Source organism: Bradyrhizobium sp. Crot121 (genome assembly GCF_059512385.1).
The window spans coordinates 1-21,078 of sequence record NZ_JCAMOR010000100.1 but is presented as its reverse complement, the minus strand read 5'-3'; the positions used below and the strand labels follow the sequence as shown (position 1 = coordinate 21,078).

At 63.3% G+C, this 21,078-nt stretch carries 24 protein-coding genes and 2 pseudogenes; 9 read left to right on the top strand and 17 right to left on the bottom strand.

The window, feature by feature from the left end; all coding sequences use genetic code 11:
* Positions 1-516: 516 nt before the first annotated feature.
* Positions 517-754, bottom strand: a pseudogene (locus AC5ZGW_RS40995) (hypothetical protein); the annotation flags it as partial.
* Between the two features lie 381 nt (positions 755-1,135).
* Between AC5ZGW_RS40995 and AC5ZGW_RS40990 the strand changes: the two are divergent.
* The 3 genes from AC5ZGW_RS40990 (at position 1,136) to AC5ZGW_RS40980 (ending at position 1,922) form a co-directional block, all read left to right on the top strand.
* A complete protein-coding gene (locus AC5ZGW_RS40990; RefSeq protein WP_245475161.1) occupies positions 1,136-1,432 on the top strand; it encodes a hypothetical protein in 297 nt (98 codons plus the stop codon).
* A gap of 75 nt (positions 1,433-1,507) precedes the next feature.
* Positions 1,508-1,786 (top strand): transposase, encoded by a 279-nt coding sequence (locus tag AC5ZGW_RS40985; RefSeq protein ID WP_245475160.1) that lies wholly within the window; start codon positions 1,508-1,510, stop codon positions 1,784-1,786.
* On the top strand, positions 1,758-1,922 hold the full coding sequence (locus tag AC5ZGW_RS40980) for a transposase (RefSeq protein ID WP_349645142.1): 165 nt from the start codon (positions 1,758-1,760) through the stop codon (positions 1,920-1,922). The genes AC5ZGW_RS40985 and AC5ZGW_RS40980 overlap by 29 nt, the downstream gene beginning before the upstream one ends.
* 443 nt (positions 1,923-2,365) lie before the next feature.
* On the opposite strand, the gene AC5ZGW_RS40975 is transcribed toward AC5ZGW_RS40980, so the two are convergent.
* The 13 genes from AC5ZGW_RS40975 to AC5ZGW_RS40915 all read right to left on the bottom strand — a co-directional run bounded on the left by AC5ZGW_RS40975 (position 2,366) and on the right by AC5ZGW_RS40915 (position 13,297).
* On the bottom strand, positions 2,366-3,118 hold the full coding sequence (locus tag AC5ZGW_RS40975) for a TrbI/VirB10 family protein (protein WP_245475159.1): 753 nt from the start codon (positions 3,116-3,118) through the stop codon (positions 2,366-2,368).
* A 206-nt stretch (positions 3,119-3,324) separates the two neighbouring features.
* On the bottom strand, positions 3,325-4,629 hold the full coding sequence (gene trbI, locus AC5ZGW_RS40970) for an IncP-type conjugal transfer protein TrbI (RefSeq protein ID WP_130231273.1): 1,305 nt from the start codon (positions 4,627-4,629) through the stop codon (positions 3,325-3,327).
* 11 nt (positions 4,630-4,640) lie between these two features.
* Positions 4,641-5,096: a conjugal transfer protein TrbH gene (gene trbH, locus AC5ZGW_RS40965; protein ID WP_130231275.1), complete on the bottom strand. Its 456-nt coding sequence runs from the start codon at positions 5,094-5,096 to the stop codon at positions 4,641-4,643.
* 2 nt (positions 5,097-5,098) lie between these two features.
* Positions 5,099-5,926, bottom strand: a complete 828-nt coding sequence (trbG, locus tag AC5ZGW_RS40960; RefSeq protein WP_245475158.1) for a P-type conjugative transfer protein TrbG — start codon at positions 5,924-5,926, stop codon at positions 5,099-5,101.
* A 29-nt stretch (positions 5,927-5,955) separates the two neighbouring features.
* Positions 5,956-6,618, bottom strand: a complete 663-nt coding sequence (locus AC5ZGW_RS40955; protein WP_130231269.1) for a conjugal transfer protein TrbF — start codon at positions 6,616-6,618, stop codon at positions 5,956-5,958.
* Between the two features lie 43 nt (positions 6,619-6,661).
* Positions 6,662-7,822, bottom strand: a complete 1,161-nt coding sequence (gene trbL, locus AC5ZGW_RS40950) for a P-type conjugative transfer protein TrbL (protein WP_474419242.1) — start codon at positions 7,820-7,822, stop codon at positions 6,662-6,664.
* A 14-nt stretch (positions 7,823-7,836) separates the two neighbouring features.
* Positions 7,837-8,022, bottom strand: a complete 186-nt coding sequence (gene trbK / locus AC5ZGW_RS40945; RefSeq protein WP_130230061.1) for an entry exclusion protein TrbK — start codon at positions 8,020-8,022, stop codon at positions 7,837-7,839.
* Positions 8,019-8,816: a P-type conjugative transfer protein TrbJ gene (gene trbJ, locus AC5ZGW_RS40940; RefSeq protein ID WP_130230063.1), complete on the bottom strand. Its 798-nt coding sequence runs from the start codon at positions 8,814-8,816 to the stop codon at positions 8,019-8,021. Before trbJ ends, trbK begins: the two co-directional genes overlap by 4 nt.
* The gene (locus tag AC5ZGW_RS40935) at positions 8,788-11,241 is read right to left on the bottom strand and encodes a conjugal transfer protein TrbE (protein ID WP_130230065.1); all 2,454 of its coding nucleotides are present in this window, start codon (positions 11,239-11,241) and stop codon (positions 8,788-8,790) included. Before AC5ZGW_RS40935 ends, trbJ begins: the two co-directional genes overlap by 29 nt.
* 9 nt (positions 11,242-11,250) lie before the next feature.
* Entirely contained in the window at positions 11,251-11,550 is a 300-nt protein-coding gene (locus tag AC5ZGW_RS40930; RefSeq protein ID WP_027584282.1) for a conjugal transfer protein TrbD, read from the bottom strand.
* Positions 11,543-11,884 carry a TrbC/VirB2 family protein gene (locus AC5ZGW_RS40925; protein ID WP_455998270.1) on the bottom strand — a complete coding sequence of 114 codons (342 nt, stop codon included), beginning with the start codon at positions 11,882-11,884 and terminating at the stop codon, positions 11,543-11,545. Before AC5ZGW_RS40925 ends, AC5ZGW_RS40930 begins: the two co-directional genes overlap by 8 nt.
* 28 nt (positions 11,885-11,912) lie before the next feature.
* A complete protein-coding gene (gene trbB / locus AC5ZGW_RS40920; protein WP_130230068.1) occupies positions 11,913-12,881 on the bottom strand; it encodes a P-type conjugative transfer ATPase TrbB in 969 nt (322 codons plus the stop codon).
* Entirely contained in the window at positions 12,878-13,297 is a 420-nt protein-coding gene (locus AC5ZGW_RS40915) for an acyl-homoserine-lactone synthase (RefSeq protein WP_245475088.1), read from the bottom strand. The genes trbB and AC5ZGW_RS40915 overlap by 4 nt, the downstream gene beginning before the upstream one ends.
* Positions 13,298-13,711: 414 nt before the next feature.
* On the opposite strand from AC5ZGW_RS40915, the gene repA reads away from it, so the two are divergent.
* The 6 genes and pseudogenes from repA (at position 13,712) to AC5ZGW_RS40885 (ending at position 19,048) form a co-directional block, all read left to right on the top strand.
* On the top strand, positions 13,712-14,926 hold the full coding sequence (gene repA, locus AC5ZGW_RS40910) for a plasmid partitioning protein RepA (protein ID WP_130230070.1): 1,215 nt from the start codon (positions 13,712-13,714) through the stop codon (positions 14,924-14,926).
* Complete coding sequence (gene repB / locus AC5ZGW_RS40905; protein ID WP_130230072.1) at positions 14,923-15,951, top strand: plasmid partitioning protein RepB; 1,029 nt, start codon at positions 14,923-14,925, stop codon at positions 15,949-15,951. Before repA ends, repB begins: the two co-directional genes overlap by 4 nt.
* Before the next feature lie 277 nt (positions 15,952-16,228).
* Positions 16,229-17,557, top strand: a complete 1,329-nt coding sequence (repC, locus tag AC5ZGW_RS40900; protein WP_130230074.1) for a plasmid replication protein RepC — start codon at positions 16,229-16,231, stop codon at positions 17,555-17,557.
* Between the two features lie 85 nt (positions 17,558-17,642).
* The gene (locus AC5ZGW_RS40895) at positions 17,643-18,260 is read left to right on the top strand and encodes a hypothetical protein (RefSeq protein WP_130230076.1); all 618 of its coding nucleotides are present in this window, start codon (positions 17,643-17,645) and stop codon (positions 18,258-18,260) included.
* 124 nt (positions 18,261-18,384) lie between these two features.
* On the top strand, positions 18,385-18,633 hold the full coding sequence (locus AC5ZGW_RS40890) for a type II toxin-antitoxin system VapB family antitoxin (RefSeq protein ID WP_130230078.1): 249 nt from the start codon (positions 18,385-18,387) through the stop codon (positions 18,631-18,633).
* A pseudogene (locus tag AC5ZGW_RS40885) lies at positions 18,630-19,048 on the top strand (type II toxin-antitoxin system VapC family toxin). The gene AC5ZGW_RS40890 and the pseudogene AC5ZGW_RS40885 overlap by 4 nt, the downstream one beginning before the upstream one ends.
* Positions 19,049-19,069: 21 nt before the next feature.
* Here the strand turns inward: AC5ZGW_RS40885 and AC5ZGW_RS40880 are convergent.
* From AC5ZGW_RS40880 to AC5ZGW_RS40870, 3 genes are read right to left on the bottom strand one after another with little or no spacing between them, the layout of a single operon-like run.
* Positions 19,070-20,152, bottom strand: a complete 1,083-nt coding sequence (locus tag AC5ZGW_RS40880) for a tyrosine-type recombinase/integrase (protein WP_463702736.1) — start codon at positions 20,150-20,152, stop codon at positions 19,070-19,072.
* Positions 20,149-20,556: a type II toxin-antitoxin system VapC family toxin gene (locus AC5ZGW_RS40875; RefSeq protein WP_130231983.1), complete on the bottom strand. Its 408-nt coding sequence runs from the start codon at positions 20,554-20,556 to the stop codon at positions 20,149-20,151. The genes AC5ZGW_RS40880 and AC5ZGW_RS40875 overlap by 4 nt, the downstream gene beginning before the upstream one ends.
* Positions 20,556-20,810 carry a type II toxin-antitoxin system Phd/YefM family antitoxin gene (locus AC5ZGW_RS40870; RefSeq protein ID WP_130231981.1) on the bottom strand — a complete coding sequence of 85 codons (255 nt, stop codon included), beginning with the start codon at positions 20,808-20,810 and terminating at the stop codon, positions 20,556-20,558. Before AC5ZGW_RS40870 ends, AC5ZGW_RS40875 begins: the two co-directional genes overlap by 1 nt.
* Between the last annotated feature and the right edge of the window lie 268 nt (positions 20,811-21,078).

Genomic DNA, 21,078 nt, shown 5'->3' with positions numbered 1-21,078 from the left:
ACTCCAGACGGCATGCGGCTTCGACGGCGCTCTTGCCTTCACAGATAGCCGCCGCAACAGCTTCGATCTGGTGCTCAGTCATTTTGCGGAGAGTTTCGGTACGGGACTCGTCACCCATCGTGCAGCACTCCCGTGCGGAACAAACGTTGTGAGCTTAGCAGTTCCATTTGCTAAGTTCCCTGCGAGACTGACAGTTGTCCTCCAAACCATCTGGCGTTGCCGCGAGGGTGTTCGCCGGGCGGAACACCTGGTTCGCATTGCGTTCGCCAAACGTACCAGTGGAGAACAGTCGCCTGAGGCGGGCTGCACGGGAATCACAATGCACGATAGTTAAAGGGCAGCCCGGCACTTCAGCCGAACCGCGCCCTATCTGAACGTCTGTCAGTCCAACCGGCTGACTGCCCCACGCCTCATCGTCATCCGCCGTCCGAACTCGAACGTCTTCGGCTCTGGCTTCGAGTCGCCCCGCTTGTACACACTCACAGGTTTTCGAGGCCCTCGTCCTTGCCGCCGCCTTCACACACAGCGAGCTATGCGGGATTTTGGGTGACGAGGTGATCCGGGGGACGTCGTTTGCCGGCATTGGATGACCTCGATGCCGTCATTGAATCTGACACCCGCGATCAGCTTCGGCAACTGATTTGTGCCTTTGAGCCGCCGCCAGGCTTTTGATGCGGCGATCACCAGCTTGCGCGACAACGAGCCGCGCACCGTTCTGTGCCGCACGGTGCGAAGTGCTCTCGATGGGGTTGGTAATCGGTATGAGATGTCTCGGTGCCAACGTTCCGCTGCGGTGTGCAACATCGTGGCGTATGGTGCGACCATCGGGACAGAGCCACCGGGAGCACGGTGCGGGCAGGCCGATACACACGATTGGCCAAGAGCTCGCGTCAGTAGCTGGCCGCCTCTGCGACTCGCCCGGTTGCGCCGAGAGCGCGAATCCGTAGTTGTCGTGTCGCCCGCAGCTCCCGTCATGTGTCTGGCAGAGACGCGAATGCGACGCTGATTGGTATTGATGTCCAGCGAACCTTCGGGAAATTGTTGGGAGAACGGCAGGCTTCGACATGCACGCCGCATTGATGACGCGGACTGCGCTGCAGGGATTTGGCAAGACCCTGTTGGCCAGTGAGAAGTTGTGCTCGAAGCGACCGGCAACAGCATGGCGGTCTCGCGAGTGCTGGCGCCATTTGTGGCGCGGGTGATCATCGCTAATCCGTTGCAGGTGAAGGCGATCGCCCAGGCCTACGTCAAGACCGAGAAGATCGATGCTGGCACGCTCGCCAGTCTGCAGGCGGCGGATACCTGCCGCAGATCTGGACGCCTGACGCGAAGACCAAACGCAAGCGCAGACTGGTGGCACGGCGCTACCAGGTCGTGCGGCATCGCACGCGGCTCCAGGACGAGGTGCATTCGATCCTGCACGCACACTTGATCCCGAAGTGTCCACATGCCGATCTTTTCAACGCCCGCGGCCGGGCGTGGTTGGCCACTCACAAGTTGCCGGACGATGAGCGAGCGGCCATCGATCGGCACGTCCGTGAGCTTGACCGGCTGCGGAAGATCTGCCCTGCTCGACCGCGACATCGCGCAGGACGCAATTGAGGATTCCGCGGTCAACAGACTGATGACGATCACTGGCGTGAATCTGGCGGTCGCCGCCGGCATCGTGGCGGCGATCGGCGACATCAGCCGGTTCAACAGCGCGCAGAAGCTGGTGAGCTATGTCGGGCTGAACCCGCGGGTGCGGCAAGTCGCCACTGGGAGCCGCCCATCACGGCCGTATTAGCAAGATCGGCCGCAGTCATGCGCGCGCCATGCTGGTCGAGGCGGCCTGGTCAGCCGCCAAGGCGCCGGTCCACTGCATGTGTTTTTTCGTAATGCCGGTTCTGGCCGCGGCGGACGATCCTAGCGATAGGCTATAGCACGTGGGGTTAACTCCAGGGCCGCACCCCCATCTCACAGGTCGTCCGTCAAGGTGAGTCCTAGTGGCTCCAAAATCTCGCTGGCGGAGGATCCGGAGCTTTGGCTATGCCAACGTATAGCTTTCGAAGGAATTCCTCCGCTGCCATTTTTGAGGCCGACGCGATGACTGGGGCAGGCTAGGCGACGCTATGGGAGGCCATACAGTTGGTCACACTCAAACCTGTTCAAATGAGTTTCGCCATCCTGATTGGGACTGTACTGCGCATTCCAGAACACGAACGCGGAGATCGCAAAAAAAGCTTGGCAATGCGCTCAGCACGGTACAGCCTGGCCAGGGCTGGCGGATAGTTCTTCTCCAGAACCGCATAAATTGACTTCAACAACCAGGCAACCAAAAGCCAGCGCCGCCACGCTGTCCGCGATTTAGCGAAACTACTGTCCGTTAGTTAGCGAAAGCCGTGTTGTTGATCTGGATCGAGCCGTCTTGCAGTTGCTGGCGCCCGATCGAAGAGGCATCGCCGACGATTGACAGCAATAGCGCCGAGCCGAAGCGCTCCCAGAAGTGCGTGTCGATGTCGCCGTCGAACCCTGCGCGACCGAGCGCATCCGTGGCGGGGGAGGCCAGCGCCACGATGACACCTGTCGGCGTCTTGGCGCGAGCCCATAGAACGAACATCCGTTTGGAGCCGCGCCGGACATTGCCGCGATATTCGCCAACGACTTGCGTGCCCTTTTCCATGAGCACAACGTTGCCGGAATCCGACATCACGTCGCGCAGCACGACGCAGGAGACGAAGCCGGCCACATCCGACGACATTGCGGGCTCGAGCACGCAAGGGATTGATGTTCCCTGGGTAACCAGAAGATTGCGATTGGTCAGCCGCGCCGCCCGCACGCCCTCGATGGCCGTGGGTTTGAGCTTGTCGGCAAGCTCATTGCGTGGCTCGGCCCGCCCGAAATCATAGGGATTCACGGAGACACCTCCGGTCGGGTCGTTGCGGGCCGAACGTCCCGATGCGACCGGCCGATTATAGGCCAGCACCGGTGCGCGCCGCGCGCTTTCGAGCATCTGGTCGGGAACCGGCGCGGGGGCCGTCGGCGTGGCTGAGATAGGTGCGACCGGAATGGATGCCGTGGTGACCGGTGCGGCGGGTGTTTCCGCGACGGGCTCGAAGGCCGCCGCCTGGCGGATCATGAGCTTTCGGGCCGAATCCGTGACCGGCTTATCGCTTTTCCAGGTCCCTAGATGATCAGAAAGGCGAATGCGGTAAGCGCGAGCGCGCCGAGGCCGCGTTTGAGCATTGCTGTTCGACCATTGTCCGCTCCTCCCGCCGAGCAGCCCCTTTGTCACGATCCCGACGCCCTCCTGGGGCCGCCGACTGATTGTTCATCTTCGAAGTCCTATCCGTGGTAAGCGCCGGGGAAAACCATGTCCTGGTCGACGAGGACGTTGAACACATAGCCCGGTCGAATCTCCAGTGTGGGCTGGACGTTCAGGTTCTTGCTAATCGTCTGTTCGGCGACCCGGCCAAAGGTCTCGGCAAAGCTGTTTCGCGCGGCATCTGCGGGTGTCTGCCGATATGAATACGGCGAGCTCGCCGGCACCGACATATCGATGCCCGCACCGATCGCGGCAATGAGGATCGCCGAGCCGAACACCTGGAAATAATGATTGTCGACCTGATCATTGAAGCCACCATAGCCTTCCGCGTCCGTGCCTGCCATGCCTCCGATCTGCAACGTCGAGCCGTTCGGGAAGATGATGTCAGTCCAGACGACAAGGACGCGGCTTTGCCCGAATGAAATCTTGGAATCGTACCGTCCCAACAGTTTGGCGCCCTGCGGGATCAGCAGTTGATGCCCTGTGGCGCTGTCGTAGACGTTCTGGCTGACCTGGGCGGTGATGCGCCCGGGAAGATCGGAATTGATGCCGGTGATCAGCGTCGCTGGAATGACGGAGCCGCGTTTCAATTCGTAGGCGGATGTCGGCGCGACCACCTTGTTGGGTAGGTAGCCGAGTTTCTTGAGGTCCGCGTTGAAGAAATCCTCTTTCGCCGCTTGCCCGTTCGGATCGATGTTCTGCATGCCAAAGCCGGCACGCAGCGCCGCCGCGTAAAGGTCGGACGCGCCGCCTGTAAGACCGCGTGGCGTCGTCGTTGTTGATTGTGGTGCATTGCTCACGGGTGCGCTCGATGTTTGCAGCTTGCTGACATTGACGGCGAGCGGTGAGTCATAGGCGGCATCGTTGGCCTGCACGCGGGCCATACGCTGGCGTTGCCGCTCGCGCAGATATTGTTCTTGCGCCTCGCGCTCGAGACGCACCCGCCATAGTGCGTCGGGTTCGAGCTGCGGGCCGGCCGCCGCCTCGGTCTGTTGTCGGCCGGAGAAGGGATTGCCTGCCGGCTTTCGTCTGTCCGGCTGCGGGGGTGCCGGCTGAAAGGTCTGTGCCTCTTGATCGCCGATGATTCCGTTAGCGACGCCCTTCTTCAGTTGATCGGCATAAGTCGATGCCGAGTTCGATGAGGCGGTGTCGATGCCGGCCTCGCGACGGAAGTACAGACCGCGCGAGGTCAAGCCGTAGAAGATGACAGCGAAGAACACGATCACCAGCACGATGGCGACGATGATCGGCAGCCGGTTCAGGCGACGGATTCCCCTGCCCTCCGCTCCCTCCGGAGCGCCGCCGAGCTTCAGCGATTGCGCCATGATGACCCCCTTTACCCGCGCTGCATAACGGAGAGCGGGCTGGCCGGCGATGCGCCAGCGGCGGTTGCGCTATAAGCACGGCCGAGCTCGACGCTGCCGGTCGACAAGCGCGCCAGGACCTGACCGTTGTAGGACTCGATCACATAGGCGAGTGGAATGGTCTTCTCGCCCTTGGTCTTCTGATCGGTCGCGACCGCATATCCCCAGCTCTTGAGCGACGTCTCCAGCGCCTGGCCGAAGGGCGTGCCGTCGGGCTTTAGGATGATGGTGCGATCGCCGGGCCCGACCTGCTCGGCAAATTTCGTCACCATGTCGCCGGCGATCGCAGAAGCCGCGGGACTGGACAGATCTGATGGCGCCGAGCTCGCCACCAGGGCGCCGCCGCCGCCGAAGGTCGCGCAGCCGGCGAGCGGCAGGCTGAGCACGGAGAGAAGGACAAGCCGAGGCATCGAGGAGAGCTGGCGCATCATCAACCTCCCCTCCGGATCGTCACTTTGTCTTGGTTCCAAAAGCCAACGCCGGAGACCAGAATGGCGGTGTCGATCTGATAGTCGACCACCATCATGTCGCCCTTCAGCCGATAGTTGACGATGCGGTTCTGACCGCCCGACACGACGAACAGGACCGGTGCATCCTGGCCCGAGAGCGACGATGGAAACTGGATGTAGGTCTTCACGCCGTCGCTGTAGACGCGCGTTGGCCGCCAGGACGCGTTGCCGCTCACGCTGTAGGCGAAGCTCAACTGCTCGGCGGGAACACCGGCGCCTGGAATCGTGTCGGCGCCAATGCGCGCGTTGACGTCCGCGAGGCGGACGCCGACATCCTCTGGATATTCAAAGCCGACGCGCGCCATGTATTGGGTCGCATTCGACTTGAGCTGGATGTGATAGGTTCGCCGCGAGGTCGTCACCACCATCGAGGTGACGAGCCCTGGCTCCGACGGTTTGACGATCAGGTGGATGGCTTGTCCGCCGACCGCTCCGGACGTCGCCGGTTCGACCTTCCAGCGTACGGTATCGCCAACCAGCACATCGCGCACGACCTCACCGGCCTCGAGCTCGATGTCGCAGACCTCGAGCGGCGAGCAGACGACGGAGGGCTGGACCTCGCCGAACAGGAAGACGACCTTGCCGTCCTTTCCGCGCGTCACAAGGCCGGTCGATCCGCGCCACTGGCTCGAAATTCTTGTGCCCTTTCGCTCCTTGGCGTTCATTGCCTGCGCGTGTGCGCTGACATTGGCAAGCAGCAAGCCGAAGGCGGATGCCACGAGAACAACGCATGTATGAAGTCTGATCATGTTTGGGTGCATCGGCGTCCCCGCCCCTTTCATAGTTGCGCCGTCCAGTCGAAATCGCGCAGGTAGAGACCGATCGGATTGAGCCGGATGGTCTGCTCGTCCTGGGGCGGAGTCAGCGTGACAGTGGCGATGCCGCGAAAGCGGTGCTCGCCGGTTTCCTTACCTTTCCTGTCGCGCTCGAATTCAGTCCAGTCGATCTGATAGGACTGGTTGGACAGAGCGACGATGTTGTTGACCTCGACGGCGACCGTCGTCGTCTTGGCCTTCTCGAACGGCGAGTTGCTCCGGAACCAATCATTGATCTTCTGCGTGGCGGGATCGGAGGTCCGCAGCAGCGCGTAGGTCCGATCGATATATTGCTTCTGCACGACCGCATCGGGCGTCACCGATCGGAAGTTCGAGACGAAGCTTCCGAGCGTCGCGCGCACCACCCGCGGATCCGCATATTCGATCTGCTGCGGATAGCCGGCGCTCAAGGCGGTCGCAAGCTTGTCGACTTCGACGATATACGGGACGAGCTTGACCTGCGTGCTCTGGAACAACGCGTAGGCGAAGCCGATCACCGCCATCACCATGGCGACAATGCCGATGGTGCGCCACGTCGCGGCCGCTTTTACGTAGGAGCCGTAGCGCTCGTTCCATTCCTGTCGGGCGGCGAGATAGGGGTTGTCGGGCGGATTGCGCGCGGCCATTCGAGAAAGGGTCTCCACTGATCACCTATTGGGTTGAATCGGCTCAAGTCTTTCCAGTCGATTGTCGCTGCGAGCGCCGCTGATCGAGCTTGGCGTTGGCGAGGCCGAGCGTCGACGTACCGAAGGAGCCTGGCGCGCCGATGGCCTGGTCGCGCGCGGCGGAGGCGAGCGCGCCGCCCGCCGAGCCGATGCCTTGCGTCATGGCCTTGAGGGCGGCTGCGCCAAACGAGGCGCCGTCGGCCCGCGCGGCGCTGAACCCGGCTGCCCCTGCCCTCGCGCCTCCCAGGGCGAGGCTGGCGCCGCTAGCCGCGAAGCTCGCCGCCTGTCCCGCATGCTTCACCACTTCCATGCCGCTGCCGACGGAGACGCCCTGCACGACGCCTTGTACGATATTCGGCACGTAGATCGAGATGATGAAGACGACGACGGAGATGCCACCGATCGCCAGCGTCCCGACAAAGGCGTCGTTGCCGGTGCCCGTCTGGTTGGCGAGGTTCAGCAAGGCGTCGGACCCGATCTTGGCGATCATTACCAGCGCCATGAGCTTCATGCCGACGGAGAACGCGTAGACCAGATAGCGGATGGCAAAATCCTTGGTGAAGGACGAGCCGCCGAGGCCAAGCATGATCATGCCGGCGAGCAGACCGACATACATCTCGACCATCACCGCCACGAAGATCGCCGCAACGAGCGAGAAGGAGATCACCACGATCACCATCGCGAATACTGAGGCAATCGCCAGCGCATTGTCCTGGAAGAGGCCGAACTGCGCGTTATGCGACATCGCGGAGGCGACCTTGAGACCCGCGTTGAACACATCCGCGGGCGATGCCGAGCCGCCGCCAGCACCGATCTGATAGAGGCTGTCGACGACCGCTTTCGCGAAATTCGGTCCCTGGTCGAGCACGAAGGCGAAGAAGCCAATGAACATGATCCGCCGCACCATCTCGGCGAACCAGGCGTCGAGGGCGGCGGTCTGAATGGCGAGCCAGACCGCGGCAAGGCCGACCTCGATGCCCGCGAGGATCCAGAACAACGACCTCGCCGCCTGCATGACGGTCGTCTGCCAGCCCTTCGCGGCCGTCGTCACCGAATTTTGAAGCGTCGTGAGAACGCTGCCGTCCTGCTGCGCCAAGGCAGGATGCGCAGCCACGACAATGCCGATCGCAATGATCAGAGCGAGCCCTGGTTTAATCCCACGCATCCCCGCCCCCTCCTCTACCAACGCGGTTTCATCTGCTGGCCGCCGGACGTCTTGTAGTCCTGCGGGGGTTTGAAGAAGTCGCTTGTGCGCGATGCCGCGCCCTGTGCCGGCACCGGCGCGCGCGGCGCGAAGACCAGCCAGGCCCCTGCAGCGCAGGCGCCAATCGCGATAACGACGATGATGATCGTGGACGGTCTCACCAACGGGGCTCCATGGTCTGGCCGCCGGTGGTCGTTGGCGCTGTTGCCTTGAAGAACTGCTCGCGGCGGGCCTGCGACAGATCCTTGCTCGCCTGCGAGGACTGGAACCAGGTCGCCATCATCGTGGTCTGCTGCGCGACGAGACCCCGTAGTTTCTGCATCTGGGCGACTTCCTGCGCGGCGATCTCATGGCCGACCTGCAGCGCCTTCATCTGTCCGTCGGCGCTCTCGGAGGCCGTCTGGAGTTGCGCCATCGTCGAGCTCTCGGTCGCGAATTGCTGGGAGGTGAGCCGCGCCGCCTGCAGCGTGCTTGAGATCGTGTCGCGGTTCGTCGTCGACCACGTCTGATAGGTCGAACCGAAGCTCGCGCCGTTTGGCAGATTGGTCTTGAACTGCGCGTAGCTCTGAAAGCGCTGCTTGAGCACGTCGTCGATGTTGCCCATCGAGAACGCCATGCCCTGGCCCTGGTTGACGATGTTCTGCAACTGCTTGAGGTCGTTCTCCACCTGCCCCCAGACATGCGAAGGCAACTGGGCCGTGTTCTGCAGCATGTTCTCGTAGATCCTGAGCTGGTTCTGAATCTGCTGGGCGAGCTGCAAGATCTGCTGAATCTGGTTGTTGATCTGCGTCGTGGAATGGCCGACGAGGCTCACCAGTTCGCCATTGTTAAGGATCTGCGTGAATTCGGTGGAGCCGCCGGCCGCGGCGCCGGCCAATGCCGGACCCACGGCGGGTGGTCCGATGATGATGGCGACGATGAGCGCCCTACGAAACGGCGAGAAGCGACTCGGCATGGCCGATTCCCCTTTCCTTGAGCCAGTGAACGGGCCAATTGGCCTCGGCCTTCTTCAGCGCCAGGATGCGCTTCAGGTCGTCCTTGCCGGACGCGCCGACGAAGGAGAGCGCGACAGGGCCGAGCGACATGTTGAAGAGGCGACGGCCTTCTGGCGAAGCGACGTAGTATTCGCGCTTGGGCACCGCGGTCGCGACGATCTCAATCTGCCGCTCGTTGAAGCCGATGCGCTCATAGAATTCGCGCGTGCCGGGCTCACGCGCCGCGCCGTTCGGCAGGCAGATCTTCGTTGGGCAGCTCTCTTTCAGCACGTCGATGATGCCGGAGCGCTCGGCATCCGAGATCGACTGCGTGGCGAGCAGCACCGCGCAGTTGGCCTTGCGCAGCACCTTCAGCCATTCGCGGATCTTGTCGCGGAAGACGGGATGGCCGAGCATCAGCCAGGCCTCGTCGAGAATGATCAGGCTTGGCGCGCCGGTCAGCCGTTTCTCGATTCGCCGGAACAGATAGGTCAGGACCGGGACGAGATTGCGCTCGCCTATATTCATCAGCTGCTCGATCTCGAAGGTCTGGAACGATCCGAGCTGCAGGCCGTCCCTCTCGGCATCGAGCAGCTGACCCATCGGACCGTCGACGGTGTAGTGATGCAACGCATCCTTGATTTCGCGCATCTGCACGCCCGACACGAAATCCGACAGCGATCGTCCGCGCGCCTCGGCCATCAGGCCGATCTGCCGCCAGATGGCGTTGCGATGATCGGGCGTGATCAAGACGCCCTGCACGGCAACGAGCGTCTCCACCCATTCTGCCGCCCAGGCCCGATCTGTGTCCGTTGACAAGTCCGATAATGGACAGAACCCGAGCGCCGCCGCACCGTCGAGGTCATCGCCGCCGATCTCGTAGTGGTCGCCGCCGGCGGCCAGCGTCAGCGGCATCATTGAACGGCCCTTGTCGAAGGCGAAGATCTGCGCACCGGCATAACGCCGAAACTGCGCAGCGATCAGTGCGAGCAATGTCGACTTGCCGGAACCCGTCGGCCCGAACACCAACGTATGGCCGACGTCGTCGACATGCAGGTTCAGCCGGAAGGGTGTGGAGCCGGATGCGACCTGCATCAACGGCGGGGAGCCCGGAGGATAGAACGGGCATGGCGCGGTCGGATTGCCCGACCACACCGAATTGAGTGGGATCAGGTCGGCGAGGTTACGCGTGTTGATGAGCGGCTCGCGGATGTTGGCGTACCAGTTGCCCGGCAGGCTGCCGAGGAAGGCTTCCGTCGCGTTCAGCGTTTCGATGCGCGCGCCAAAACCTTCGGCCTGGATCAGGCGACGGACCGCCTCGGCCTTCTCCTGCAGGCGCGCGCTGCTCTCGTCGAACAGCACGATGACCGGCGTGTAATAGCCATAGGCGACGAGTTGCGAAGAGGCTTCCGCGATCGCATCCTCGGTCTCAGCCACCATGGCGGCCGCATCCTGATCGATCGAGCGGCTTTGCGTCTGGAAGAGCTGGTCGATGAAGGGGCGGACCTTCTGCTGCCACTTCTTTCGGGTGCGATCGAGCTTCTGCCGCGCGTCCTGGTCGTCGAGGAACATGAAGCGCGACGACCAGCGGTAGGTTAGCGGCATCAGATCGAGGGAATTGAGGATTCCCGGCCAGCTCTCGGCTGGAAAGCCGTCGATCGCCACGACGCCGAGAAAGCGGTTCTCGACCATCGGCGACAGGCCGTGCTGGAGCTCGGCCGTAGCCAGCCAGTCGAGATACATCGGGATGTCCGGCAGGCGGATCGGGTGATTCTCGCCGGTGATGCAGAAGCGGATGAACTGGAACAGTTCATCGTAGCGCGCTATGCGCGTGCCATCGCGCTCCTCAATCTCGCGCGTTTCCATGCGCCGGATGGACAGAACGCTGGCGAGATACTGTTCGACCTCACGGATCGAGGTGCGGAAGCTCTCGATCGCCGTATCAGCATAGGAGGCCGATCGGCTCTCGGCATCGGAATAGATGTAGCGCGCGAGACCCGCGCGGCGACGCTCGGGCGGCCGCCAGGACAGGATGATCGCGTGGCGGCTCTCGAAATGTCCCCTCTCCTGCTCGAAGTGGTTGCGGCGTTCGTCGTCGATCGCGCGCGTCACCGGATCGGGAAAATGGCAGTCCTGCCGCGCCGGATAATCCGTGGTCGGCACCCGCACCGCCTCGACCTGGATCATCCAGCCGGAGCCGAGGCGCGCCAGGATGGTGTTGATCTGGCGCGAGACCTCGTTGCGCTCAGCGTCGGTCGAGCTCTCCGAGTCCGGCCCGGCAAAATACCAGCCCGCCATCAGCGAGCCGTCCTTCAACAGCACGATCCCGTTCGCGACGAGCCCGGCATATGGCACGAGATCGGCGAAGGACGGGCCAGAGTGACGGAAGGAGCGCAGCGCGACCATGAGCGGACCTCAGTATCGACGCCAGGGCGTCGAGGTCGCCCGGTAGTGAGGCCGATAGGAGATGTGACGGGCATAGACCCGGCGCATCATCGGGTCGGCCTTCGCCATCATCCGAAGCGCCGCGACGACAACGATCCAGATCGCCGCGCCGAGGATTGCGGCGTACCAGGTGAGCACGACGAAGATCAGGATGACGGCGGCAAGGCCAGTTAGCAGCACGAGCTCGCGGTCTGCGCCGAACAGCAGGTTCGGCCGCGACAGCGCGCGATGGATTCGATTGCGTCGAAGATTGGCGCCGACCTCAGCCATGACCGAGATCCCCTGCCCTTCTGCCAATGGGCATCGTGGGCGCGACGTCGCCGATCGACGCGCCGCTTGCGCCGAATAGAGCGACGATCTGCGTGGCGCCGAGGAGAATGCCGGCGACCAGCACGACATACATGAGGCGTCGCGCGAAATCGTTCAGCTCGCCGCCGAAGATCAACATGCCGCCGGCAACCGCAACGGCCGCAAGGGCAATGAAGCCAGCCACGGGCCCCGTGATCGATTGCTGGATCTGCTGAAGCGGGCTCTCCCAGGGAAGATTGCCGCCGCCGCTGGTCGACGCGAAAACTGGATCCAACATCACGAGTGCGAGCAGCATGCTGCCGGCACCTACAATCATCATGCGGTTAAGCGACATGGCGCTCCTCCTTCCGGGCGTAGGATTGGGTTTGATATTGGCCCGCCGAGAAGCTCTCGACATGGAGCACGTCGCGGACCTGGCGGCCGCGATCCGTTCGTTCGATCGAGACGATCAGATCGACCGCCTCGCCGATGACCTCGCGCATGGGCTGTTGACTGACTTCGGCCGTGAGCTGCTCGAGACGGCGCAGCGCCGAAATTGCGCTATTGGCGTGGATAGTCGTGATGCCGCCGGGATGGCCGGTGTTCCAGGCCTTGAGCAGCGTGAGTGCCGCACCGTCGCGTACCTCCCCGACAATGATGCGATCGGGTCGCAACCGCATCGTACTCTTGAGCAGGCGCGCCATATCGATCGTGTCGCTCGTGTGAAGCGAGACGGCGTTCTCGGCGGCGCACTGGATCTCGGCCGTGTCTTCGAGAATGACAAGGCGGTGCTCAGGCGCGTGCGCGACTATCGCCGCGATCACGGCATTGGCGAGTGTGGTCTTACCCGAGCCCGTGCCGCCCGACACGACGATGTTGAGGCGCGATCCGATGGCGTTGCGGATGACCGCGAGCTGGTCCGCCGTCATCACGCCCTGCGTCACGTAATCCTCGAGATCGAACAGACGCGAAGCCCGCTTTCGGATTGTGAATGTGGGGGCGCCGACGACGGGCGGCAGCAAACCTTCGAAGCGATGACCGCCGATCGGCAGTTCGCCTGAAATGATCGGACGCTCGTCGTCGGCCTCCGATTGCAGCGCATGCGCGACACTGCCGATAACGATCTCGGCGGTCGCGGCAGGCAAGTTTCCGGCCGCTGCCATTCCGTGGCCGAGCCGTTCGATGAAAAGCCGGCCGTCTGGATTGAGCATCACTTCGACAACGGCCGGATCATCGAGCGCGGCGCAGATCTGGTCGCCAAGCGCGTCCTGGAGTTTGCGGACAAGCCGCGGATGCGAAGGAAGTTCGGTCATGGCAATCGCCCGCCATCGCTCACGCAGCGACGCGCTGAACGCGGCGCAGGTCGGACCGCAGGAACCGGCCTGGCCTCCTCTCGCCTCGCGTGTCGACGCAAAAGCGCGAACTCTCGACCATGGTGGATTTGCCCCGTGGCCCGCCCCCCCGGGAGCACTTGCGGGAAGGTGCACGACAACATGGTTGGGCCCGTGCTCAGGAGCAGACGGGCGCAGCCGGCAAGGTCGCCGCGCTCCGTCAGGGCCAGGATGTAGGTCGGGTCGAGCGCGTCGTATTCATCGCGCTCGCGGCCGTTCTCAATCTTTACCCGCCAACCGAGCCGGCCAGCGAACACCCGGGCGCGCAACTGATGCATCTCATCGACCAGAGACCCCAATCCGCCGTGTTCGTTGGCATCAATCGCAATTGCCCGCATTCGCCGAATCCTCCGTCGCGTTCTCGTGAACGGAGGTAAGTCAGCATGGTGCGGCGGCTCGGACCCTCTGTTGAATTAACGGGGGGCCGGCGAGCTCCCAGTTGCGTGAGTCGCTTCGTGGGCGTCGATTCTGGGTCTGTCGGCGATCGAAATCCGGCGGCAAAAGGATACGCCTGGACTGTAAGATTAACGGGGGGACGAAACGTCATCGCGGCGTTTGGGCCTGCAAGATAAGCCCGCGATAACATTGAGCAAATTAGTACGAATCAGCGGCTTACGTGGTGCTGCGAGAAGGCGCCGTTAAGTATCTGTTAACCTTAAAGGACTGGACGAAAGCCGAGAATCGTGACCTAGCTTTAGCGGGCAAAGGGCGGCAAACCGCCTACTGGCCGACAGCGAAGGAATGAATCGGCAATGGAAGCGCAGGCCCGGACCGATATTCAAATTGAAGATCCCGCCAACAAGATTATCCGGCACGCGGGAATGCTCTCTGAACATCTGCAGGCCAGGCGTCAGCAGATGTATCCCCCGGACGCTCAGAAAAGTCTACGGCATTTTATGACCCATGAGGTCTCGAAGCTGACCTCGATTCCGGAATCGACTCTCAAGTTGATGTCGAACGAAGGGAAAGGCCCCCTTCCCGCCCGGCTGGAGAACAACCATCGCGCATATACGCTCGCGCAGATTAATGAGCTTCGCGAGCTGTTTGCCGCTCAGCGTCCGGCAGATGCCTTGAGGTTCTTGCCTCATCGTCGGCCAGGCGAGCATCTGCAGGTTCTGGCGGTCGCGAATTTCAAGGGTGGCAGTGCCAAGACGACAACCAGCGCGCACCTTGCCCACTATCTGGCTCTCCAGGGCTATCGCGTCCTTGCGATCGACCTCGATCCCCAAGCGTCGTTGTCGGCCATGTTCGGTGCGCAGCCGGAGATCGATGTCCAGCAGAACGAGACCATCTATGCGGCCCTGCGCTACGACGACGAGCGTCGACCCATCGCTGACATCATCCGGCCGACCTATTTCACTGGTATCGACCTCATTCCCGGAAATATCGAGGTAATGGAGTACGAGCACGAGACGCCGCGGTATTTGTCGAAGCGGCAGGCGGACTCCGAGAGCATCTTTTTCGAACGATTGCGCCTCGCATTGACGGACGTCGAAGACGCCTACGATGTCATCATCCTCGACACGCCACCTTCGCTCGGCTTCCTGACGTTGGGTGCCATCTATGCGGCGACCGGGCTCCTCGTGACAGTCCACCCTGCAATGCTCGATGTCATGTCGATGAGCCAGTTCTTGCTGATGATGGGCGATCTCATATCGGTCATCCGCGAAGCCGGCGCGACGATGGAGCAGGACTTCCTTCGCTATGTCGTGACCCGGCACGATCCTTTCGACCAATCTCAAGTCCGGGTCGTGACCATGCTTCGGCACCTGTTCACGGAAGACGTGCTGACAGCAACCGCGATCGCAAGCTCAGCCATCGAGACCGCTGGTTTGGCGAAGCGCACGCTCTATGAGCTGGAACCGGGCAACATCTCGGCCGCGACCACCAAGCGCGCACGAGAATCCATTGATGCGGTTAATGATCAGATCCTCGCACTGATCGCTCGGGCTTGGGGGCGCGCATGACCAATAAACGTCCTTCAGGTCGATCGATCCTCGCCAATTTCGGCTCGTTCTCCGAGCCCGAGATGGCGCCGTCCAGCCCCTCTCCTTCCCCGAGCGCGGATACGCCGATCCAACCTCCGGCCCGTGTTGGAGCCGGGGTGATCGGAGCAACACAGCGTTCGCTGGCGGAGTTGCGAGGAGAGCGTGACCGGCTCCAAGCGCTGGTCGACGCCGGTGGCGGCTCGGAGCTCGATCCCTCCTCTATCGATCCATCGCCTTTCCCAGACCGGCTGCCCGATGACAGCCAGGTCGAGTTCGAAGCGCTCAAGAAACTCATCGCCGAAGAAGGCCAGAAGGTGCCGATCCAAGTCCGGCGGCATCCGATCGCCAATGGCCGGTACCAAGTCGTTTATGGCCATCGGCGCTGGCGGGCGGCCTTGGATCTCGGCATCAAAGTCAAAGCCACGGTTGTCGCGCTGTCGGACAGCGAACTTGTCGTCGCTCAGGGTATCGAGAACGCGGCACGTCAGGATCTGAGCTGGATCGAGCGCGCGCTTTTCACGTGGCGAATGGATCAGGCCGGGATCAAGCCCCGCGACATCCGAGCCGCTCTTTCGATCGACGACCCGGAGCTTGCTCGCCTCCGGGCGGTCTGCCGAGCCGTCCCGGTCGAGGTGATCGAGGCGATAGGCCGGGCGCCGAAGGCGGGCCGGCCCCGCTGGGTCGCGCTCGCGACTGCGATTGGAGAAGACCCGCCTGCGTTGGATCGGGTGCGCAAAACCTTGTCAGCTGACAAGGTTTCGACGCTGCCCTCCGACGATCGATTCAAGCTCGTCTTTGCAGCCGTAAGGCAGCCGCCGGCGCGATCTCATAATGAGTTCGAGCTGCGTAGCCCGGCAGGAAGGGTCTTGGGCAAAGCGACTTTCTCAAAGGGCGATATCAAACTTACCGTCTCCGACAAGCACGCGTCTGAGTTCGGCGCCTTCCTCGAGGAAGAGCTGCCGGGTCTGGTGGAAAGATTTTTTGACCGGGAGGGCACTGAGTGATTTTCGGCGCGCGGTCAAACCTTGTCAGATGACAAGGTTTGGTTGGGCGGCGGGAAGGGCGGAGGCCTCGGCCGAAGCCGGACGATGGCGCAACAAACACAGAGGTAGCATGCGGTAAAAAGAAAGGCCCCCGAAACAGTGTCCCGGAAGCCTCTCTCGTATGTTTGGCGGCAACGAGAATCTCACTTCCGCGAATCACAGTCAAGAGCCTCTTCGAGGCGTTGGACACCGTTTTGGTGAGCGCTTTCGCTTTGCCTAAAAGCTGAAAGACACAACCATGACGCAATCCATATCAACGACGCCCTTTGGGCGGCGGCCGATGACGCTTGGCATGATTTCGAGCCAGCTGGCCGCGAAGGCAAAGCCAGAGACCGCCATTGTTCACAAATGGCACGTCTTTCAGCACATCAAGGAGGCGCGCCAGGTTCTCGGCGCCACCGACCGTGCGCTCACGATCCTGCACGCGCTGTTGTCATTCCATCCGGAGATCGCGCTCGAGGCTGACAGCGAGTTGATCGTCTGGCCCTCCAACGAGCAGCTGATGGCGCGGGCCAACGGGATGCCGCCGACGACGCTACGCCGGCATCTCGCCGTCCTGGTCGACTGCGGTTTGATCATTCGCAGGGACAGCCCGAACGGCAAGCGCTATGCGCGCAAGGGGCAGGGCGGAGAGATCGAGCAGGCCTATGGCTTTGACTTGGCTCCGATGGTGGCCCGCGCCGAGGAGTACAAGACGCTCGCGGCTACCGTGCAGGCCGAGAAGAAGGCGCTCCGCGTAGCCAAGGAGCGTCTCACCATCCTGCGCCGGGACATCGTCAAGATGATCGAGGCCGGGCTTGAGGAGGGCGTGCCGGGAAATTGGAAGCGGTTTCAGCAGGCTTACCAGGAGATCGCCGGGCGGATTCCACGGACTGCACCACGACAGCTCCTGGAAAGCATCGGCGGCGAGATGGAAACGCTCTGGCGCGAGATCCGTGAGCTGCTCGAAACGTTCGCGAAAACACAGAATCCGGACGCCAATGAGTCCCATTCTGGTCGCCACATACAGAATTCAAATCCAGACCTTCCATCTGAATCTGAAAGAGGGCCGGCGAAGGAAGATGAAGCGGGCGGCAACGCCGCGGCGAACCACAACCTGCGGCGCTTGCCGAAGCGCGAGCTCCCGCTGGGAATTGTGCTGGATGCCTGCCCCAACATACGCTGGCTGATCAAAGGCGGCGAAATCCGGCACTGGAAGGATTTGGTGGCCGCCGCGGAGCTTGCCCGGCCGATGCTGGGGATCAGCCCCAGCGCGTGGCGCGACGCGCGGGAGGTCCTGGGTGAGCAGCAGGCCGCAATCACGCTCGCTGCGATCCATCAGAAAGCGGACCAGATCAGCAGCGCCGGCGGCTATCTGCGCAGCCTGACCGACCGCGCCAAGGCCGGGAAATTCTCGGTCTGGCCGATGATCATGGCCTTGCTGCGCGCCAAGCTCGACGGATCGAAGCCAACCCCACCGCCGACGGGCAGCGGTCCCGCCAGCCTCAAACCCGGGAAACCCACGCAAGCCGGCGCCTTCCAGGCCAGTGCCGAATTGCGTGCCTCGCTGGCCAAGCGGCCGAAATGACCCGGATCGGCGCCAGGAATGACTCCGTCGTTGAAGCCGACTCGGCTACGGTTTTTCGGGCCAACAAGGGATGGGAGAGGGTGATTTGACCGGAGACACGACATCTGTCGGCGGCGCGATCGCAGCGGCCCTGGAACGGGCCGAGGAGCTGCGCGGCCTCGGCGACCGCCCGGCTCGGGTGCGGATCATGACGATCTTTGGCGATGATCGCTCAGGTCTCACGATCAACGCCCGCATCGCGGCACGGACCCCGGCGGAACACCGCGCCCAGGAAGGCCTTGGGACACGGTGCATCCCATGGGACGAACTCGACGCGCGCGCCGGCGAGATCGTTGGCCTGGTGGACGAGGTGGTGGGCGAAGTGACGCTTGCCGTCCGAAATGCCCCGCCTGTGCCGCGGCCGAGCCGCTCGGAAGACGATCTTGAGCTTGCTGCGTTTGACGATCTCATCGACGAGATCGGCCAAACGATCACCCAGTCTGCTCTTTCCGTGCTGGAGACGCATCCGGCGAAGCAGGTCTCGCGCGAGCTGGGCAGCGAAGCCGCCATGTTAGCCGCACTGAAATTCGCAGCCCTTGCGGCTTGTACCGGCCATGTCGGACTGAACGACGCCCAGGACGAGCTCCGAATGGCGATGGGCGAGGTGATGAGCAAGGTGCGCGCTGCGGCTGAGCCGGCACCTCGACAGGCGCTGAATTCGTAAGCGGCACGCGGCTTGGCGGATTTCCGTTCGATGAATGGCCCAAAATCGAGTGAAGCTGGCTAGCCAGCAGCTGCCATCTTGATGGCTCACCGTTCCTCCTATATGCTTAGGGGAGGAGTCGTAGATGGCCGAACCGCAACTTTCAGTCCGCAGTGCCAAGGCACGAGATCTAGCCCATCGGCTTGCGCGTCGGGAGAATCGCTCGATCGCGGACGTGGTCGAACGCGCGCTGGAAGCCTATGAGGAGCGCGCGGCCGGGCGCGAACCGCCGGCGGCGTTTTACGCCCGCCTTAGGGCCAATGGCGGTGCGGATATCGACCTCGAGGCAATCATCCGCGAGGGCCGCCGGCCCCACACCGGACCCGAACTTTGATCTTTCTCGACACCAATGTGATCTCGGAGACCTTGAGGAAGGCGCCCGACGACGCCGTAATCGCCTGGCTGGTCCGTCACGATGCGGAGCTTGCGCTTCCCACGGTCACAATCGCCGAGATCGCGTTCGGCATTCAGAAAATCAGGCCCGATCAACGCGCCGAGCGCCTGGAACGCGGCTTGTTGGATTGGCGCCAACGATTCGCCGATCGGATCTTCGGCCTGACGGAGAGGCCGCGCTGGCGTATGGCGACATCATGGGGGAGGCGACACGGCGTGGCCAACCGATGTCGGCGCCCGACGGGATGATTGCAGCCATCGCCCGCGTCAACGGCGGTCGATTGGCCACGCGGAACCTAAATGATTTTGCGTCCACAGGGCTCGAATTGATTTCGCCGTGGAATTTCGCAGCCTAAGGCGCCGGCAGGGGAGCGGCGTCAAAGGCCCGCAGCCTTGGTGAGATTCACCCGGAACCGGTCGCGCCGGCGCTGATAACGGCGGGTCTGCTCGGCGCTGGCGTGCCCGAGCTGCTTCTGGACGTAGCGCTCGTCGACTTCGGCCGAGGAGGCGAGGCCGGCGCGCAGCGAATGGCCGGCGAACTTTTCCTCGCGTTCGCCTTCCGGCAGATCGGCGCGCACCCCGGCGGCCAGCGCCGCGCGTTTGACCAGCCGGGCGACCTGCTGGTCGGCCAGGCGATCCGGCCCGACCTCCTTTCCCTGGCCGGTGACGCGGCGAAACAGTGGGCCGTGACCGATCCGGGCCAGCTTCAGCCAGGTCTGCAGAGCGACGATCGGGCAGGTCGCGTCCGATGAGCCGCGGCCGATCTCGATCTCGCGCCAGCCGGTCTTGCCGCGCAGGGTGACGATCATGCCCTTGTCGAGGATCTCGATCCAGCCGCGGCCGTCCTCGGTCTGCTCGCGGCCGCAATCCAGGCCGACGATCTCCGAGCGCCGCAGGCCGCCGGCAAAGCCGAGCAGCAGCATGGCGCGATCCCTTAAGCCCCGCAGCGTGCCGCGATTGAGTGTCTCGAGCATGGCGATCACGTCTTCCGGCAGAACCGCCTCCTTCTGCCGGGGCGGGGCAGCGTGGGTGTTGCGGATCCCAGCGAGCACGGTCGCGATGTGCCGGTCCATGCGGTCCAAGGGCGTCGCGCGCTGCGTATAGTTCCACGCCAGCGCTGAGAGCCGGCGCTCGATCGTCGCGACCGAATTGGCCTGGCGATCGGCCGTCGCGGCGCCCGAGGCGCAGGCGGTGATGTAAAGCCCGACCGTCTGCGCCGACGGCGGCAGCACCTCGAGGCCCTGGCGCCGGCACCAGGCGGAAAAGTGCTTCCAGTCGGAGGCATACGCCCGGCGGGTGTTGGCCGAGCTCGCCGCCTCGACATAGCCGCGGGCGCGATCGGCGAGCCGTTCCAGATGCGCCGGCAGCCCGGTTTGTGATGGCGGGAGAGGGGAGGGGAGGTCCGCGTCGGACGGGGCGGCCGCGAGTGGTTCCGAAGCGGTCGCTGGAGGGTGGCTCATGCCGAGGCCTCCCAAGGATTGATCACCGTGGCGCCCGTATCCTCGAAATCCCCCACATTGCGGGTGACGAGGATGAGGTCGTGGACGATCGCGGTGGCGGCGATCAGCCCGTCGATATCGCCGCGCGGCCGGATCGCGGCGATGCGGCCCCATTCGACGGAGATCTGGTCGGTCACCGCCAGGATGCGGTCGGCGTGGTCGTGGCGCAGCTTGCGCAACCATTCGGCCAGATAGCCAGCCGCCTTCGGGTCCGACTTCTGCTTGAGCGCAATGCCGCGCATGATTTCGCCGAGGGTGAGGGTGCTGAGGTGAACGCTGGCCGGATCGACCGCGCGCAGCCAGCCGGTGGCCTGCACAGAGCCGCGCCGCGCCTCGGAGACGACATTGGTGTCGACCAGATACATCAGAACGCCACGTCACGGCTGGGGGTCTTGGCGCGCTGCGTCACGGCCTCGGCCAGGTCGTCATCCCAGCTGGGCTCGGCCAGCAAGTCGTCGACCAGGGTCGGCCGGCCGGAGCGGAGCGCGTCGTAATCGGCGGCCGACAACACCACGGCGGCCCGCTCGCCGCGCAGGGTCACGACCTGCGGGCCTTCGCGGCGGGCCTTCTGCACCACCTTGGAAAACTGGTTCTTGGCGTCCTGCAGCGGCCATTCCATGTTGCACGGTCCTAGCTAGACAGGCTAGCTATTTTCTAGAAGGCGTCGTCGTCGACGTCAAGGATGGGCGCCGACGGGTCGACGGCCAAAAGATCACGCCTGGAGCCGGGCTCTCAGGCGACTTCGAGCGCTCTGGCGCACCATTTTCGAAGGTCTCGGCGGCGAGATCGGGCATTCCTCTATATAAGAGAAAAACGAACGATAAGGCAACATTATCGCTCGTTGTTATCCACCGACAGGCGCGGCGGTTTGTGGCGTTTTTGATGGT

What these genes read in the sequence shown, in the direction of transcription:
- repB (WP_130230072.1), top strand. Translation starts at nt 14,923, where the DNA reads ATGACCAATAAACGTCCTTCAGGTCGATCGATCCTCGCCAATTTCGGC.
- AC5ZGW_RS40985 (WP_245475160.1), top strand. Translation starts at nt 1,508, where the DNA reads ATGAGCGAGCGGCCATCGATCGGCACGTCCGTGAGCTTGACCGGCTGC.
- trbB (WP_130230068.1), bottom strand. Translation starts at nt 12,881, where the DNA reads ATGACCGAACTTCCTTCGCATCCGCGGCTTGTCCGCAAACTCCAGGAC.
- AC5ZGW_RS40935 (WP_130230065.1), bottom strand. Translation starts at nt 11,241, where the DNA reads ATGGTCGCGCTGCGCTCCTTCCGTCACTCTGGCCCGTCCTTCGCCGAT.
- AC5ZGW_RS40925 (WP_455998270.1), bottom strand. Translation starts at nt 11,884, where the DNA reads ATGCTGCTCGCACTCGTGATGTTGGATCCAGTTTTCGCGTCGACCAGC.
- AC5ZGW_RS40975 (WP_245475159.1), bottom strand. Translation starts at nt 3,118, where the DNA reads ATGATCCGCCAGGCGGCGGCCTTCGAGCCCGTCGCGGAAACACCCGCC.
- trbJ (WP_130230063.1), bottom strand. Translation starts at nt 8,816, where the DNA reads ATGCCGAGTCGCTTCTCGCCGTTTCGTAGGGCGCTCATCGTCGCCATC.
- trbI (WP_130231273.1), bottom strand. Translation starts at nt 4,629, where the DNA reads ATGGCGCAATCGCTGAAGCTCGGCGGCGCTCCGGAGGGAGCGGAGGGC.
- AC5ZGW_RS40880 (WP_463702736.1), bottom strand. Translation starts at nt 20,152, where the DNA reads ATGAGCCACCCTCCAGCGACCGCTTCGGAACCACTCGCGGCCGCCCCG.
- AC5ZGW_RS40915 (WP_245475088.1), bottom strand. Translation starts at nt 13,297, where the DNA reads ATGCGGGCAATTGCGATTGATGCCAACGAACACGGCGGATTGGGGTCT.
- AC5ZGW_RS40870 (WP_130231981.1), bottom strand. Translation starts at nt 20,810, where the DNA reads ATGGAATGGCCGCTGCAGGACGCCAAGAACCAGTTTTCCAAGGTGGTG.
- repA (WP_130230070.1), top strand. Translation starts at nt 13,712, where the DNA reads ATGGAAGCGCAGGCCCGGACCGATATTCAAATTGAAGATCCCGCCAAC.
- AC5ZGW_RS40875 (WP_130231983.1), bottom strand. Translation starts at nt 20,556, where the DNA reads ATGTATCTGGTCGACACCAATGTCGTCTCCGAGGCGCGGCGCGGCTCT.
- trbG (WP_245475158.1), bottom strand. Translation starts at nt 5,926, where the DNA reads ATGATCAGACTTCATACATGCGTTGTTCTCGTGGCATCCGCCTTCGGC.
- AC5ZGW_RS40955 (WP_130231269.1), bottom strand. Translation starts at nt 6,618, where the DNA reads ATGGCCGCGCGCAATCCGCCCGACAACCCCTATCTCGCCGCCCGACAG.
- repC (WP_130230074.1), top strand. Translation starts at nt 16,229, where the DNA reads ATGACGCAATCCATATCAACGACGCCCTTTGGGCGGCGGCCGATGACG.
- trbL (WP_474419242.1), bottom strand. Translation starts at nt 7,822, where the DNA reads ATGCGTGGGATTAAACCAGGGCTCGCTCTGATCATTGCGATCGGCATT.
- trbH (WP_130231275.1), bottom strand. Translation starts at nt 5,096, where the DNA reads ATGCGCCAGCTCTCCTCGATGCCTCGGCTTGTCCTTCTCTCCGTGCTC.
- AC5ZGW_RS40930 (WP_027584282.1), bottom strand. Translation starts at nt 11,550, where the DNA reads ATGGCTGAGGTCGGCGCCAATCTTCGACGCAATCGAATCCATCGCGCG.
- AC5ZGW_RS40890 (WP_130230078.1), top strand. Translation starts at nt 18,385, where the DNA reads ATGGCCGAACCGCAACTTTCAGTCCGCAGTGCCAAGGCACGAGATCTA.